The organism is Desulfotruncus alcoholivorax DSM 16058 (genome assembly GCF_000430885.1).
Classification (GTDB): Bacteria; Bacillota; Desulfotomaculia; order Desulfotomaculales; family Desulfallaceae; genus Desulfotruncus; species Desulfotruncus alcoholivorax.
The window spans coordinates 140,175-155,677 of sequence record NZ_KE387266.1; the positions used below are offsets into that span (position 1 = coordinate 140,175).

Below are 15,503 nucleotides of genomic sequence, written 5' to 3' on the forward strand. Positions count from 1 at the left end.
GAAGAGGAGGCAGCAGTTTTGTTCAAGGTGATCAGGAAAAGAGACGGGCGTGAAGTGCCCTTCGATGAGGGTAAGATAACAGATGCCATCTTCCAGGCAGCCCGGGCAGTGGGTGGTGAAGACAAGCAAACTGCCATGGAACTTACCATTGAAGTGCTGAAGATGTTAAAGAAAAAATTCAACGGGCACGCTTTCGGTGTTGAAGACGTCCAGGATATAGTTGAAAAGGTGCTGATTGAAGCCGGCCACGCCAGAACAGCCAAGGCGTATATCCTTTACCGGGACAGGAGGACCCGCATCAGGGAAGCAAAGGGCGACTTAATGGATGCGGTGGAGGAAATCCTGGAGGAGACCAGTAAAGAAAACGCCAACATTAGCAATTCCCCTTCGGCTAAGATGCTCCAGATTGCCAGTGCCGCCAGTAAAAAATATTATCTGACCCGGCTGATTGACGAAGAATTTTCCCTGGCCCACCAGCGCGGGGATATCCATATACACGATTTGGACTTCTACGGAAAAACCTTAACCTGTATTCAAATCCCGCTTGGCAGGCTTTTAGCGGAAGGGTTTGACAACGGGCACGGGTACATTCGCCCGCCCAAGCGGCCGGCGTCAGCAACGGCCCTGGCGGCGATTATCCTGCAGAGTTCCCAGAACGACATGCACGGCGGGCAGTCCTTTGCCTTTTTTGACCGGGATATCGCCCCTTACGTGGAAAACGCCAGTGACGATGAAACCTACCAGGCGATGGAAGCCCTGGTCTATAATTTAAATTCCATGCACAGCCGCGCGGGCGCGCAGGTGCCGTTCAGTTCACTCAATGTTGGCACCGAAACTTCCGAAGCGGCCCGCAAGGTGACCAGGAATCTGTTATTAGCCTACGAGGCCGGCCTGGGCCGGGGTGAGAACCCAATCTTTCCCAACATAATTTTCAGGGTTCAGGAAGGAGTAAATTACAACCCGGAAGATCCCAACTACGATCTGTTTAAATTGGCTTTGAGGGTGGCGGCTAAACGGCTTAACCCCACTTTCAGTTTTATGGATTCCAGCTTCAACAAGGAGTGGGGGGACCAGGTAAGCTACATGGGCTGCCGCACCAGGGTTATGGCCAACCGCCGCGGCCCGGCGGTAACCGACGGGCGCGGGAACCTTTCCTTTACCACCATCAATTTGCCCAGATTGGCCATCAAGGCCGAGCGGGATATGCAAAAATTTTACCGCCTGCTGGACGATATGATGAACCTGGCCATTCGCCAGCTGTATCACAGGTTTGGGGTTCAGGCCAAGCTAAAGGTTAAGGATATGCCCTTTGTCATGGGGCAGGGACTTTACCTTGAATCCAGGGGCCTCAGGGACTGCGACCCCATCAGGGACGCCATTGTTAACGGAACCCTCTCAGTTGGCTTTATCGGGCTGGCCGAGGCCCTGACGGCGCTGACCGGGCGTCATCACGGCCAGGACAAGGACGCTCAAGCTTTGGGCGAAGAGATTGTAGCCCGCATGCGGCGACTCATTGACGAAGCCTGTGAGGAATACGACCTGAATTACACGCTGCTGGCAACTCCGGCGGAAGGGCTCAGCGGCAGGTTTATCGGCAAGGACCGTAAGGAATATGGTATAATCCCCGGGGTTACAAACAAGGAATATTACACAAATTCATTCCATATTCCGGTTAGTTTCCCGATTTCCAGTTTTGAAAAGATCAGCTTGGAGGGGGTTTACCACAAATACTGCAACGCCGGGCACATCAGCTATGTGGAGATGGCATCACCGCCGGTGCATAACCCCGAGGCGATGGAAGCAATTATCAGGCATATGCGCGACAGCGACATGGGTTATGCAGCAGTCAACTTCCCGGTGGATTTTTGCACCGGCTGCAGAACCCTGGGCGTAATTAACGAAGATAACTGCCCCCGCTGCGGTTCGACGGCTATCCGCAGGGTACGTCGCATTACGGGTTACCTGAGCACGGTGGACCGGTTCAACGACAGCAAAGTGGCCGAACTAAACGACCGGATTATTCATGATTTTTAAAATGGTCAATAATCAAGCGGCTGTAAATTTGAAACGTGGCTTACAGCCGCTTCTGTTTTTTTAAAAGTTTACACTAATAGTTAGCATATTAAATATTTTTGTATTAGAATTAGATTAACAGTGATAGATTTATTTAAGGTAGGTGGTAAAATGAACAGTATTATTGCGGAGGCTATTAATTTAAAGTATTCGCCTGTTGCCGTACTATGGACTGATGAAAAGCCGGAAGGTGCCTTACAATTCAAGGAAGGGCGCTGGGGTTGTGTGGTGGCGATGTTAAGGGGTGCCGCCAGAGGTAAAACAGCGGTTTTTGACCGAAAAACTTTTGGCTGTATGGGTGGGGGAACCGGTTTGGGGTTTGGCGATCAGTATGTTAATTTCCCGGGAGGCATTGAATATTTTCTTTCCACCGGCAACCCGCAGTTTTGCCAAAGCGAAGTGGGTAAGAATATTGTAAGAAATATGCCAGCCCTGGAACATGGTGAAGGCTATTTAAAAACACCCGAGCTGGCCAAAAAATTTGTTGACGCATTACCTATGGTTGATGTGCCCACGGAGTATGTTGTATTCAAGCCGCTGGAACTGGTGCAAAAAAATGAAACACCAAAGGTGATTGTATTTTTAGCCAATCCCGACCAGCTTTCCGCCCTGGTGGTGCTGGCCAACTATGGAAGGGAAGCAAACATTAACGTTGTGGCACCTTTTGGTGCGGGCTGCCACAGCACCTGCATAATTCCATATGCAGAAGCTGAATTGGCAAATCCAAAAGCAATAATCGGTTTAACTGACATTTCTGCCCGAAAACAAGTTGATAAAGACATTCTATCCTTTACAGTTCCCTACAAAATGTATCTGGAAATGGAAGCAAACGCGCCCGGAAGCTTTCTTGAAAAAGAAACCTGGTTAAATGTGCTGGAAAGGAATAAATAAAGAAAATAGCACCGCCTTTTCAATCATGGTATCATCAGCCGCAATGTCCTGTCGAAAGGTTTTAGCAACAGGAAGATAAAAATTTAGGTTTTGAATAATGAAAATAGCTATTTTGTCCGGCAACCCAAAAGGGGTGGCCATTAAACTTATTTGCAGGCGGTTGGATTAATTATGACGCATGGAAAGATTATGATAACTTTTTTACCGGCCCGCGCTAAAATAGGCGTAATTCCCGGTACTACTTTGCTGGAAGCGGCAAAACAGGCCGGCGTAAGAATAAATGCCGACTGCGGGGGGACGGGGAGCTGCGGAAAATGCCGGGCCAAAATTATTGACGGCCCGGTAGGAGATGCGACGGAAACAGAAAAGATTCATTTAACCACAGAAGAAAATAAACAGGGTTTATGCTTAATGTGTCAAAGAAGGCCCGAACAGGACATCACGGTTGAAGTTGTGACGGCTAGCGCCGGAACCGGCGACAGTGGCACAGAAAAAGCAACCATTATCAGTTTGGACTTGGAATTAAAGCCGGCTGTAATAAAACGGTTTCATATTCTGGAACCGCCTACTGTTCAAAACAATACCGCCGACCTGGACAGATTAATGCAACGGCTGCCGGATGCTGCGGACGCCGATGTCAGGTTGGTCGGCGGGGTCCCGGATTTATTCAGGGATGCCCAATACCGGGTGACGTCTGTTGTCTATAATAACCTTCTAATAGCCTTTGAGAAGGGAAATACAACTGCTGAAAATTACGGAATAGCGGTGGATATAGGCACAACCAGTGTTGCCGGCTACCTGGCAAACCTGGCCGAAGGAAAGATTGTTGCTGCAGCTTCCACCGCCAACCGGCAGGGGATGCACGGCGCCGATGTGATTTCTCGTGTAACCTATACCATGGAGCATGACGGTGGCTTATCGGAAATGCAAAAACTGGCCGCCCAAACAATCGACGAGGTGGTTGGCCGTTTGCTGTACAAGTCCGGTGTTGCGAGAGATAACGTGTATAGCATGACTTTGATCGGCAATACCGTTATGAGCCATTTGCTGCTGGGCGTTTCCCCGGTTGGCGTGGCTTCAGCCCCGTTTGTTCCCGCCTTTGCCAGAAGTATAAACGGCACGGTGGAAGCGCTGGGATTAAAAAGCCTGCCCGGTTACACCCGGTTCACACTTTTGCCCAATATTGCCGGGTATGTTGGCTCGGATACGGTAGGAGTTATTCTGGCCACCAAGCTTGATAAATTGCCCGGAAACTGGCTGGCGGTTGATGTCGGCACCAATGGTGAAATTGTTTTAGCTGCCGGCGGCAGGCTGTTAACCTGTTCCACCGCAGCCGGACCGGCTTTTGAAGGGGCCCGGATCAGCCAGGGCATGCGTGCGGAAACCGGCGCGATTGAGGAAGTCAATATCAACGATGATGTTTATTGTAAAGTAGTTGGTGATGCAGAACCTGCCGGCATTTGCGGCTCCGGTCTGGTAGACGCCGTGTCGGAGCTGGTAAGGTTGGAGGTTTTAGAGCATAACGGCAGGATCAAAAAACCGGAGGATTGCCCGGATAACCTGCCGGTTAAAGTTAAAGAAAGGATTAGACCGGCCGGCAGGGGCTATAAATTTGTTTTGGCGGCAGGCGCTCGGGAAGTGGCCATCACCCAAAAGGATATCAGTGAACTGCAGCTGGCCAAGGGCGCCATCAGGGCCGGCATTCAGGTTCTACTGGATGAGGCTAAAATAGATCCTGTGGACCTGGAGGGTATTTTGCTTGCCGGCGCATTCGGCAGCAACTTGCGACCGGCGAGCATCCAGCAAATCGGCATGTTTCCCGGTATTGAGTTAAGCCGGATTAAGGCGGTGGGAAACGCGGCAGGCACGGGGGCGGTGATGGCGCTGCTATCCAGGGATCAGCTGGAGCTGGCGAAAAACCTGCCCGGCCGGGTTGAGCATATTGAACTTTCCGTACACCAGGGCTTTCAGCAGCTATTTATTGATTCATTAGGTTTTTAGAAAAATTTCTTAATTATACTATCATACCCAGAGAAGATTTAGTTAAATGCAGCAGGATTCCACTGAATGTTGTCAAATATAATTCTAATAAGTTGTCGTTAAAAAACAATAATAATGTGCTCCGAGCCACTTTGCCTAAAACAACAGTTATGGTAACTTGGCCGTTAGGGTATTACTGGAAACGGTTATGCCTCCCATTGTGGAAAGGAGTGCAGTGTTAAGCTGTGTATTTTTCAAACAGACACCACTGTGCCCCTTGCGGGCCGTTTTGGGTGTCTGTTTTTTATTTGGAGAATAGGATTAATAACTGTACCAGTTTGCATTCTGAAATCAAGAGGAGTTATGCCGTAATTATATGACAGCATTTTATAAGAAAGTAAATCTGGTTTTATACAGCAATGAAAAGATGCAGGTTGTCAGCAATGTAGTTGTTAGGGATAAACCGTGACAAGTGCTTGTTATTAAGCGGGCGGGTATCATCGGAGATTCTGATCAAAGCGGCAAGAAGCAATATTCCCGTAGTGGTTTCCCGTGCAGCTCCCACGCAGCTGGCGGTGGAACTAAGCAATCAGTTGGGCGTAACCGTGATAGGCTTTGCCCGCGGGTTGCAGCTAAGCATATACAGCCATGCAGAAAGGATATTCCCGTAAAAATTTAATATTATGCTCCGAGCTTTTCTGTCTAAAGCTGTTTGGCCATGGCAGTGAAGCCGTTGGGTAAAGTGGGAAACAGCTTTGCCTCCCGTGGTTGGAAAGGAGCTTGATCTTAAGATAAAAAGAAGTAGCTTGTGGTACACCAGCAGGTATATTTGTTTCTTTTTGCTGCTATTTTAAATCTTGCGATCACTGTTTAAAAACTCCAGCCATGGCTGGAGTTTTTTGATAGATGCCGCTAAACGGCACCAACAGATCAATGAAAACGTATAGGGGAGGGCCGGTGGCTTCCCGCAAGTGATGAATAAGGAAAGGGGACACACCTCCTCTTTAGGGTCATGGCTTTGGGGTCGGAGGAATGTCCCCAACTTATAGCCGCCGGTGCTGTCGGCGCGAAAGTTCTGAACGTAGCGGGGACCACCGGCCCTCGAACTACATTATTTTTTGGTAGAAATAAGGCAATAAAACCCTGAATTAAAAAGGAGTGACGGTATTTTGGAAATGGTCAAGCTGAGTATTGACGGCAAAGAAATTGAGGTTCCGGCAGGCACGACGGTATTAAACGCTGCCGAACAAGCGGGTATCCACATCCCCAGGCTTTGCTACGAACCGGATCTGAGTCCATTCGGGGCGTGCCGTCTATGTGTGGTGGAAATCAAGGGGATGCGGAACTTGCCGGCCTCGTGTGTGACAGCCGTTGCACCGGGAATGGTTGTGCAAACCCGTTCTCCGGCGGTAATTGAAGCAAGGCGTACAATCCTGGAATTGTTAATTGCCAACCACCCGCAGGATTGTCTGACGTGCGAAAAAATGGGTGCCTGTAAACTGGCGCAATACTGCTATGAATACGGAGTCAAGCAAAGTTCCCTGCAGGGGGAAAGACATAATTATGCGGTGGATGACAGCAATCCCTTTATTGTCCGCGACCCTAACAAATGTATTTTATGCGGTAAATGCATCCGCGCTTGTGCGGAAATAACCGGTAAAAACAACCTGGACTTTGCCTACCGTGGTTTTGACACCAAGGCGACAACCTTTTATGATGTTCCATTTGTGGAATCCGATTGTGTATTTTGCGGGAATTGTGTTTCCGTATGTCCCACGGGAGCGCTGACGGAAAAACAAATGCAGGGCAAAGTCAGGCACTGGGAATGCCAAAAGGTTAGAACAACCTGCCCGTTCTGCGGTACCGGCTGCAATTTCGACCTGTGCGTCAAAGACGGCAAGGTGGTTGGCGTCGTTTCCGGCCCGGAAGGTGCAGTTAACGGCCGCGCTTTGTGCATTAAGGGAAGGTTTGGCTGGGACTTTATTTATAATGATCGCCGGTTGACCACTCCTTTAATCAAACGCGATGGAAAATTTGAACCTGCATCGTGGGATGATGCGCTGGTTTTAATAGCAGACAGGCTAAGCGAGATTAAAGCCAAATACGGGCCTGATGCATTTGCCAGTCTGAGTTCCGCACGGTGCACCAATGAAGAGAATTATCTGGTGCAGAAATTCACCAGGGCGGTGATGGGCACCAACAATGTGGACCATTGTGCCCGGACGTGACACGCGCCTACGGTGGCCGGTCTGGCCACTTCCTTTGGCAGCGGTGCAATGACCAATTCAATCTCGGAAATTGCCCAGGCTGAGTTATTATTCTTGATTGGTACCAACACAACCGAAGCCCACCCGGTGATCGGTTATAAAATGAGGCAGGCGGCACGCAAGGGGGCAAAACTTACTGTTGTTGACCCAAGGCGCATAGAACTTGCGGAGGAAGCCGATTACTGGTTACGCATCCGGCCGGGTACCGATATTCCGTTTCTTAACGGTCTGATGAACATCATCATTGCCGAAAATTTATATGACCGGGTGTTTGTGGAAGAGCGAACCGAGAACTTTGCAGCCCTTAAAGAAACAGTTGAAAAATACACACCCGGGTATGTGTCGGGCTTAACCGGCATACCGGTTGAGGATCTGTACGCGGTGGCCCGCCTTTATGCCGGTACGGACAAAGCGATGATTTTTTATACTCTGGGCATTACCGAACATGTTTGTGGCACCAACAACGTGATGAGCATTGCCAACCTGGCCATGCTGACCGGTCATATGGGGCGTCCCGGCACGGGGGTCAACCCGATCCGCGGTCAAAATAACGTTCAGGGAGCCTGCGATATGGGGGCGCTGCCAAACGTGTTTTCGGGCTACCAGCGGGTGATTGACCCGGTGGCGAGGGAAAAATTTGAACAGGCCTGGGGTGTTTCTTTACCCGGTGAGATTGGACTGATGATCCCGGAAATGTTTGACCGGGCTAATGCCGGTGAGGTTAAGGCGATGTATATTCTGGGTGAAAACCCCGTGCTGACGGACCCCAACAGCAATCATATCCGTTCAGGACTGGAAAAGCTGGAGTTCCTGGTGGTTCACGAGCTGTTTCTGACGGAAACCGCGGAATACGCTGATGTAATCCTGCCCGCCGCCAGCTTTGCGGAAACAGATGGGACCTTTACCAATACCGAGCGCCGGGTACAGCGGGTTAGAAAAGCAGTTGAACCGCTGCCGGGCAAAACCAACTGGCAGGTCATCATGGCCCTTGGCGAAAAGATGGGATATCCAATGAGCTACGGCAGCGCTGAAGAAATCTTTAAGGAAATGGCGTCCCTGACTCCCTCCTATGGCGGTATAAGCTATGCCAGGATTGATGAAAAAGGCCTGCAGTGGCCGTGTCCAACCGCCGATCACCCGGGAACGCCTTATTTACACGCCAATTCCTTCGTCCGGGGCAGGGGTCTTTTCCAATCCATCGAGCATATTCCTCCTGCGGAAATGCCTGATCAGGAATATCCATTTCTGCTGTCCACCGGCCGGATATTGTATCACTATAACGTAACCACGCCTTACTCGGCTGCCATTAAAAGCATGTGGCCGGAAGAGTATGCCGAGGTTAACCCGGAAGACGCCGCCCGGCTGGGGTTTGTTACCGGCGACACGGCAAGGGTAACCTCCCGGCGTGGAGAGGTTACCGCCAAAGTCAGGGTAACCGACCGGGTTCCCCCCGGTATGATCTGGATGTCGTTCCATTACGGGGAAAGCCCCACTAATGTTTTGACCAGCGCCGCCCTGGACCCGGTTACCAAAACCGGTGAGTATAAAGTTTGTGCCATCAAAATTGAGAAAATACGGGAGGCAGTTTAAATGCGCAAAGTCCCGGTTACCGAGGCAGTGGGTATGGCGCTTTGCCACGATATAACGCGCATCGTTCCCGGCCTTGAAAAAGGCCGGGCCTATAAAAGAGGACATGTTATAACGCCGGGCGATATCCCAAGGCTTCAGGATTTGGGAAAGGAGCATGTTTTTGTTTGGGAGCCCGACGATGACCTGGTGCATGAAGACGAGTCCGCGCTGCGCCTGGCCCGGCATGCCGCTGGGCCGGGATTGAGCTGGGGCGAGCCCAATCAGGGCAGGGTCGACCTCCGTGCTGCCTATAACGGTTTGCTCAAAGTTCAGGTTGACAGGTTAACAATGCTGAATAACCTGGACGGTGTGATTATGTCCACCCTGCACAACAACCGGTTGGTCATCGAAGGACAAAAGGTTGCGGGAACCAGGGTTATCCCGCTGGCTATCCGGAGAAGCATTTTAGAGCAGGCCGAAGGCATTTGCAGCCGGCCCGGGCCGCTGATTGCGGTTAAACCTTTTCAGCCGCTCTGGGTGGGCATCGTTACCACGGGCAGCGAGGTGTATGCCGGGCGCATTAAAGATGGCTTTTGCAGTGTTTTGAAACAGAAAACGGCCTTTTTCGGCGCCAGGGTGCTGGGCCAGGTGATTGTGCCCGATGACCCTGAGATCATTGCCATGGAAATACGCCGTTTTATTGGTGAAGGGGCAGAACTGGTTCTGGTGACCGGAGGTATGTCGGTAGACCCCGATGATGTCACCCCGGCCGGCATTAGGGGGACCGGGGCGGAGGTTGTGTTTTACGGCGCGCCGGTACTGCCCGGAGCCATGTTTATGATGGCTTACCTGGGGCATGTGCCGGTTTGCGGGCTCCCCGGCTGCGTCATGTTCAATAAGACCACCGTATTTGATCTGGTGCTGCCCCGCATTTTTGCCGGGGACCGCCTGGGCCGGGGGGATATCGCCGGCATGGGGCACGGAGGTTTTTGTGAAGAATGTGAAGTTTGCCGTTTTCCGGCCTGTTCTTTTGGCAAGTCGACAGAAATGTGAGCGGGGTTGAATCAAAGATGTTGACAAATATACCGCTTGAAGAAGCCCGGGAGCTTCTCATGAGCAACATTATTGCTTTGCCCGGCCGGTTTGTTCTCCTTGAAGCAGCTTCAGGCCGGGTTTGTTACCAGGATACCCACGCCCTGCACGACTTACCCCCCTTTTTACAGTCTGCAGTGGATGGCTATGCCGTTTCAATGGACGATGGAGCTGATGATAAACAATATCTGCTAAAGGAGAGTCTCCGACCGGGCGATTATCCGGGATTTTCCCTGAAACCGGGACAGGCTGCCGGTGTGGTTACCGGCGGCCCGGTACCCCCCGGTACCCGGGCTGTGATACCCCGGGAATTTACTGAACTTAAAGAGGGGTATGTTACCTGTTTGAATGGGGTTAATCCGGGCGATAATCTAAAAAAACCCGGGGAGGATTTTTATGCCGGTGATATGATGGCCAAGCGGGGCACAATTCTGAGTCCGGGATTAATCGGTGCGCTGGCTGCCTATGGTGTAAGTCAAATAAAAGTGTTTGAAAGGCCCAAAGTAGCTGTGCTGAGCCTGGGGAGGGAGATTGTCCCTTATCATCAGGAACCGGCCCCCGGTCAAACCAGGGACAGCAACGGCATTTTCCTGGCCGCCCTGGCGCGCCGGGACGGGGCTGAGGTGACGGTGGCGGAAACAGCCGGTGATATGGAGCCTTTGCAAATTAAGTGCCGGTTGGAAAAACTGCTGGGACAGGCGGATGTGGTGCTGACAACCGGAGGGGCCGCCTCGGGAATATATGATCAGGCCCTTAATGCGATCAGGCTGACGGGGGCACGGCCGCTGTTTTGGGGTGTCAGGATGAAACCGGGCAGTCACAGCGGCGCTGCAATTATCAATTCCAGGCTGGTCATTGCTTTATCGGGCAATCCCGCCGCTTGTGCGGTTGGGTATCATTTGCTGGTCACCCCTGTTTTACGGGCCTTGCAGGGCCTCAACCCGGGGCTGGTACGCCTTGGGGCCGTGTTAAGAAACACCTTGCTTAAAAAAGGCGGTCCGCGCAGATTTGTCAGGGGACATGCTTTCTGGCACCAAAATAAATGGCAAGTGTCTTTTGCACCGGGGCAGAAATCAAGCATGTTAAGGTCGTTAATTAATTATAACGCGTTAATAGATCTTCCTGCCGGACACCCCCCTGTGGAAGCAGGGCAAGAGGTATCGATAATACTTTTACCTTCCTGTAATTTGGGGGATTACTGAAAAACTGCTTGATCAAAGTAAATGGAAAGGAAGCTGGAGCATGGATTGTCATCCTATATATATCAATGGTAATTGGACGGGGATTTGCTTATTGTTGGTCATGCGGGGGTTAACCGGGTAATTATCAGTCAACTGCTGGGTATGCCGTTAAAAAACATCTTTCAAATCTGCCAGGATTATGCTTGCCTCAATATTCTTTGCCGGGACTTCCGCCGGGACAAGGAAAGCTACCGGTTAAAGCTGCTAAACAGCACAGAGCACCTGGATATCTAATAGTTGGTTATTCAGCCTGGGCGTTATTGGTTATAATTTCTCTTGAACGCCCTTTATCAATGGATATAATGATGTCACCCAAATATGAAGCGTCTTCTTCATCGTGGGTAACCAAAATAAAGGGGATCTGCCATTTGCGATGTACTTTTTTAAGCTCACTGCGTAAAATCTTTTTGATGCTTTTATCCAGTGCGCTAAACGGTTCATCCAATAAAAGATAGTTGGGGCGCACGGCCAGTGCCCTGGCCAGGGCCACCCTTTGTTTTTCGCCTCCGGAAAGCTGGGAGGGAAAACGGTTGTTTAAATGGCCAATACCAAATGTGTTAAGCATCTCTTTTATATCCGTCGAGGGGCATTTAAGTTTGTTGCACTTTAACCCGTAAAGGACATTTTGTTTAACGGTCAGATGAGGAAACAGCGCATAGTCCTGAAACAGGTAGCCGGCATTCCTGGCCCGGGTGGGAACATTAACCCGTTCTTCATGAGAATAAAGAATACGTTCATTTAATTTGACCACACCTCCGGAAGGACTTTTTAGCCCTGCCAGGCAATGCAATACGGTAGTTTTTCCGGAGCCGGAAGGACCCCAAAGAACCAGGATGTTTCCCTCCGCTTTAAAAGCTATTTCCAGGTCGAAATGCCATAATTTTTTGGTGAATTCAGCTTCCAGCATTAGTATCACCGCTTATTTTTGTTTTTTTGACCACCGGTTTACCCAGTATATCACCAGAAAACTAAATAAAGTTATAACAGTTACCAGTATTTTGGCTGTTCGATTATCGCCTGCTTCTACGGCGAAGTAGATAGCCAGAGGAATGGTCTGGGTTTGGCCCGGTATGTTGCCCGCCACCATTAAAGTTGCGCCGAATTCACCCATGGCTCTGGCAAAGGAAAGCACCAGCCCGGCCACAATGCCCGGCTTGGCCAGTGGAAGGGTGATAGTGAAAAAAATACGCAATTCACTGGCGCCAAGGGTGCGGGCCGCATTCTCATAATTTTCATCCACGCTGCTGAAGGCGGCCCGGGCGCTCTGGTACATCAGCGGGAAAGCAACCACAGCAGCTGCCAGGACAGCGGCCCACCAGGTGAAAACAATAGATACACCCATGTGGGACAGTATAGATCCCAGCAGGCCGTTTTTGCCGATGATCAACAGTAACCCATAGCCGATAACGGATGGTGGGAGTACTAATGGCAGGGTAATCACTGATTCAACAATGTCTTTTCCCCAAAAACTGTTGCGGGCCATGATGCGGGCGAACGGTAATCCCAGGCAAGTTACGGCGCAAACAGCTATTAATGCAACCTTCAGTGATAGTAAGACCGGAAACCAGTCAATGGGGTTAATCCGCATGGCGCACCTGTTAAAGCAGCGGATTAAACCCGTATTTTTTGAAACTCACTGCCGCTTCTTTGCTTGCCAAGAAATCAGCAAAAGCTTTAGCCTGTTCCGGATACTTGGTGCTTTTTATTACCGCCATCGGATAAACGATGGGCTGGTGAGTATCCGCGGAGGCTATGGCTGCTATCTTGATGTTTTTTCCCACCATGGCATCGGATTTGTAGACCAGGCCGGCATCCACATTGCCGGTTTCCACATATGTAAGCACCTGTCGCACATCCTTGGCCAGCACCAGTTTGGGTTGCAGCCTGTCCCACAAGTTGAGGCTCGCCAGGGTTTCTTTGGCGTACTTGCCGGCAGGTACGGTTTCCGGGGTGCCGATGCTTATTTTGGTAATGCCGGCGCCTGTCAATTCGTCGAACTGGGTAAGCTTGCTGTTTTGCGGTACAATCAGAACCATTTCATTACCCAATAAATCCTTGCGGGTTGTTGGATCAATTAAGTTTTTTTCAGCCACGGCATCCATTTGTTTTTGGCCGGCCGATAAAAACAGGTCAACCGGTGCGCCTTCTTCTATTTGTTTTTGTAAAGTTCCTGAAGAAGCAAAATTGTAATCGATGGTCACATCAGGGTGTGTTTTGCTATAAACATCAGCCAGTTCCTTTAATGCATCCTGCAGGCTGGCCGCTGCAGCAATTGTTAAGTTAACATTACCGCCGGTCTGATCTTGAGCTTTATGTGTATTGCCGCAGCCTGCGGCAATGATAAAAAGCATAGCAAGTACGACGGTGAGGACAATTTTCTTCATAAACTTAAACCTCCCGGTGAATATTGGAACACTCTGGGTATGGTGAGTTGCCGGTGTTTACATGTAATTCTCCCCCTTCCGGAAATGCATTCACAAAAATCATAAAACTAAACCGCAACTGTATGGCTGAGGTCTGTATTGGGTTCTCTACGCTAGTTAACTAGAAAAAATTTTACAACCAAGTAAAACATAACGCAATTAAACATAACCAAACATAGCAAAAGAAAACAAAACATAACAAAACATGATTATGAAATCAATCATAAATTATGCTACAATAATTGTCAAGAACCTGATGGAGGCTTTAAATTGAAAGAAGTTAATGCTCTGACACCGGCGGAGGTAGCCGGGATTTTAAGAATTACCAAAAATACAGTGTACGAGTTGATCAAACGTGGTGAACTGCCGGCTTACCGGGTGGGCCGAAAAATTAGGGTTGATATCAATGATGTTGAAAAATATAAAAAAAGAGGCAGGAAGTTGGATGTAGTTAATGATGTAAATATACTTTTACCTGATGATAAAAACCAGGTTGTCAGTATTCAACAGGAAGACCTCCTGAATCTGCGTGAGGCCCAATCACCGGCGCAGGGTTTGGTAATATGCGGGCAGGATGTATTGCTGGATATTTTGACTCGTCGCTTTGAGCAGTTATCCGGAGGAATCCGGGCATTTCGCCATTACGTGGGTAGTTTTGCCGGTCTGTTAAACCTGTACCAGGGAAAAGCGCAGATGGCAGCCATTCATTTATGGGACGGGGATCAAGATATATACAATATCCCTTACGTGCGGAGATTGCTGCCCGGTATGCAAGCCATAGTAGTGCATTTGGCTTGCAGAATGCAAGGATTTTACGTTGCCGGCGGCAATCCAAAGGGAATCAATGACTGGCGTGATTTAACCGGACCAGGGGTAGTATTTGTCAACCGGGAAAAGGGATGCGGCACGCGGGTTTTGCTTGATGAAACACTGCGGCTGCTTAAAATTGATCGAAGGCATATCACCGGTTACGACACCGAAGAAAACTCGCACTTGGCGGTAGCCAGCGCGGTTTCCAGGGGTGAGGCGGATGTGGGTCTGGGATGCGAGAAAGCGTCGCTGCAGGTAAAGGGTATTGATTTTATTCCATTAAAAAAAGAGCGTTACGATTTGGTGATAAAAAAAGAGGATTTAGAAAAACCGATGTTTTCATTGGTTGTTAAAATAATCCAGTCCGCTGAGTTTAAACTGGAACTTCAAGGATTAGGAGATTATGATATTGAAGAAACCGGTGCAGTAACTGAAGTTTGAAGAAATAGTTTTCAAGCTCGAGAGCTGTTGATCATTAAAGGATTTTTAATATTCGGTGCAGAATTTATACCGCAAACAAAATAAAGATCAATAACTTGCCTAAAGTTACTAGATAATAGGAGGCAAGCTCAGTTTTGAGTTTGTCTTTTTTGTTTTAAATAGGGGGGGTTAAGATGAACGGATCAATGAAACTTGGTAAAATTGCCTCTTTATTGGCATTAAGCTCTGTGGAAGATGAAAAAGAATTATATCAAATAGGTGCTGATCTTGGTTATAAATTGTATAAAGGAAAAGTCGGCTCCATGGATTCAACAAAAATATTTGCCGCAGTGGAAACCGCTGCTAAAAAAGAAGGTCTGGTAAAAGCCCTTTACCGGGAAGAGCACGCCATCTACCATTCCGTTCTTGAAGCCTATAACGCCATCTGCAGGGGACAGCTCGGTTTGGGCAATGTTTTAAGAAGTGCGGGTCTGGTGTTCAGCATTGTCCGGGGGCCAAGAATACCGGGTGATTACGAGGACGGGGAATGGATAGCGGTAGCCCTGTACGGAAACATGGGGGCACCTATTAAAGGCTTTGAACACGAGGTGATTGGTTTGGGCATCAATCCGGTGTAATAATGTAACCGGTTTTGGACTGCATCAAGTGCTGCTGGCTCATGATTGCAATAAATTAGATTCCATGATAGAATTTATAAAATTCGATATACTACAGCC

Annotated in this window: 14 protein-coding genes and 2 riboswitches; of the genes, 10 read left to right on the forward strand and 4 right to left on the reverse strand. The window is 49.4% G+C overall.

Going from position 1 to position 15,503, the window contains the following annotated elements:
- Positions 1 to 18 precede the first annotated feature (18 nt).
- From nrdD to H569_RS0117880, 4 genes are all read left to right on the forward strand, one after another.
- Positions 19 to 2,034, forward strand: coding sequence for an anaerobic ribonucleoside-triphosphate reductase (gene nrdD / locus H569_RS0117855; RefSeq protein ID WP_027366089.1), 2,016 nt, complete (start codon positions 19 to 21; stop codon positions 2,032 to 2,034).
- A gap of 150 nt (positions 2,035 to 2,184) precedes the next feature.
- Positions 2,185 to 2,964: a DUF169 domain-containing protein gene (locus H569_RS0117860; protein WP_027366090.1), complete on the forward strand. Its 780-nt coding sequence runs from the start codon at positions 2,185 to 2,187 to the stop codon at positions 2,962 to 2,964.
- Between the two features lie 171 nt (positions 2,965 to 3,135).
- Positions 3,136 to 4,965 (forward strand): ASKHA domain-containing protein, encoded by a 1,830-nt coding sequence (locus tag H569_RS0117870; protein ID WP_034631344.1) that lies wholly within the window; start codon positions 3,136 to 3,138, stop codon positions 4,963 to 4,965.
- Between the two features lie 107 nt (positions 4,966 to 5,072).
- Positions 5,073 to 5,191, forward strand: a riboswitch (molybdenum cofactor riboswitch).
- A gap of 202 nt (positions 5,192 to 5,393) precedes the next feature.
- Positions 5,394 to 5,615, forward strand: a complete 222-nt coding sequence (locus tag H569_RS0117880; protein ID WP_081411105.1) for a formate dehydrogenase accessory sulfurtransferase FdhD — start codon at positions 5,394 to 5,396, stop codon at positions 5,613 to 5,615.
- 3 nt (positions 5,616 to 5,618) lie between these two features.
- Positions 5,619 to 5,739, forward strand: a riboswitch (molybdenum cofactor riboswitch).
- Positions 5,740 to 5,807: 68 nt separating this feature from the next.
- Here H569_RS0117880 and H569_RS23435 read toward each other — a convergent pair.
- Entirely contained in the window at positions 5,808 to 5,939 is a 132-nt protein-coding gene (locus H569_RS23435; protein WP_257720129.1) for a hypothetical protein, read from the reverse strand.
- Between the two features lie 174 nt (positions 5,940 to 6,113).
- Here H569_RS23435 and fdhF point away from each other — a divergent pair, with 174 nt between their 5' ends.
- From fdhF to H569_RS0117910, 4 genes are all read left to right on the forward strand, one after another.
- The gene (gene fdhF, locus H569_RS22100; protein WP_081411106.1) at positions 6,114 to 8,801 is read left to right on the forward strand and encodes a formate dehydrogenase subunit alpha; all 2,688 of its coding nucleotides are present in this window, start codon (positions 6,114 to 6,116) and stop codon (positions 8,799 to 8,801) included.
- Positions 8,802 to 9,833 carry a molybdopterin-binding protein gene (locus H569_RS0117900; RefSeq protein WP_027366095.1) on the forward strand — a complete coding sequence of 344 codons (1,032 nt, stop codon included), beginning with the start codon at positions 8,802 to 8,804 and terminating at the stop codon, positions 9,831 to 9,833.
- A gap of 17 nt (positions 9,834 to 9,850) precedes the next feature.
- Positions 9,851 to 11,074 carry a molybdopterin molybdotransferase MoeA gene (locus H569_RS0117905; protein WP_027366096.1) on the forward strand — a complete coding sequence of 408 codons (1,224 nt, stop codon included), beginning with the start codon at positions 9,851 to 9,853 and terminating at the stop codon, positions 11,072 to 11,074.
- Positions 11,075 to 11,158: 84 nt separating this feature from the next.
- Positions 11,159 to 11,347 (forward strand): histidine phosphatase family protein, encoded by a 189-nt coding sequence (locus H569_RS0117910; RefSeq protein WP_238492597.1) that lies wholly within the window; start codon positions 11,159 to 11,161, stop codon positions 11,345 to 11,347.
- Between the two features lie 7 nt (positions 11,348 to 11,354).
- On the opposite strand, the gene H569_RS0117915 is transcribed toward H569_RS0117910, so the two are convergent.
- Genes H569_RS0117915 through modA form a run of 3 tightly spaced genes read right to left on the reverse strand, consistent with a single transcriptional unit; the run spans position 11,355 to position 13,497 of the window.
- Positions 11,355 to 12,020 carry an ATP-binding cassette domain-containing protein gene (locus H569_RS0117915; protein WP_027366098.1) on the reverse strand — a complete coding sequence of 222 codons (666 nt, stop codon included), beginning with the start codon at positions 12,018 to 12,020 and terminating at the stop codon, positions 11,355 to 11,357.
- Positions 12,021 to 12,032: 12 nt separating this feature from the next.
- Positions 12,033 to 12,701 (reverse strand): molybdate ABC transporter permease subunit, encoded by a 669-nt coding sequence (modB, locus tag H569_RS0117920; protein ID WP_027366099.1) that lies wholly within the window; start codon positions 12,699 to 12,701, stop codon positions 12,033 to 12,035.
- Between the two features lie 10 nt (positions 12,702 to 12,711).
- Positions 12,712 to 13,497, reverse strand: coding sequence for a molybdate ABC transporter substrate-binding protein (modA, locus tag H569_RS0117925; protein WP_027366100.1), 786 nt, complete (start codon positions 13,495 to 13,497; stop codon positions 12,712 to 12,714).
- Positions 13,498 to 13,806: 309 nt separating this feature from the next.
- Between modA and H569_RS0117930 the strand changes: the two genes are divergently transcribed.
- Both H569_RS0117930 and H569_RS0117935 read left to right on the forward strand, forming a co-directional pair.
- Positions 13,807 to 14,787, forward strand: a complete 981-nt coding sequence (locus H569_RS0117930) for a helix-turn-helix transcriptional regulator (RefSeq protein ID WP_027366101.1) — start codon at positions 13,807 to 13,809, stop codon at positions 14,785 to 14,787.
- A gap of 173 nt (positions 14,788 to 14,960) precedes the next feature.
- A complete protein-coding gene (locus H569_RS0117935) occupies positions 14,961 to 15,404 on the forward strand; it encodes a HutP family protein (protein WP_027366102.1) in 444 nt (147 codons plus the stop codon).
- Positions 15,405 to 15,503: the final 99 nt, after the last annotated feature.

Bases quoted from the DNA above. Each gene is read 5' to 3' on its own strand.
- H569_RS0117900 (WP_027366095.1), top strand. From the start codon at position 8,802: ATGCGCAAAGTCCCGGTTACCGAGGCAGTGGGTATGGCGCTTTGCCAC.
- H569_RS0117935 (WP_027366102.1), top strand. From the start codon at position 14,961: ATGAACGGATCAATGAAACTTGGTAAAATTGCCTCTTTATTGGCATTA.
- H569_RS0117860 (WP_027366090.1), top strand. From the start codon at position 2,185: ATGAACAGTATTATTGCGGAGGCTATTAATTTAAAGTATTCGCCTGTT.
- modA (WP_027366100.1), bottom strand. From the start codon at position 13,497: ATGAAGAAAATTGTCCTCACCGTCGTACTTGCTATGCTTTTTATCATT.
- H569_RS0117915 (WP_027366098.1), bottom strand. From the start codon at position 12,020: ATGCTGGAAGCTGAATTCACCAAAAAATTATGGCATTTCGACCTGGAA.
- modB (WP_027366099.1), bottom strand. From the start codon at position 12,701: ATGCGGATTAACCCCATTGACTGGTTTCCGGTCTTACTATCACTGAAG.
- H569_RS0117870 (WP_034631344.1), top strand. From the start codon at position 3,136: ATGACGCATGGAAAGATTATGATAACTTTTTTACCGGCCCGCGCTAAA.
- H569_RS0117905 (WP_027366096.1), top strand. From the start codon at position 9,851: ATGTTGACAAATATACCGCTTGAAGAAGCCCGGGAGCTTCTCATGAGC.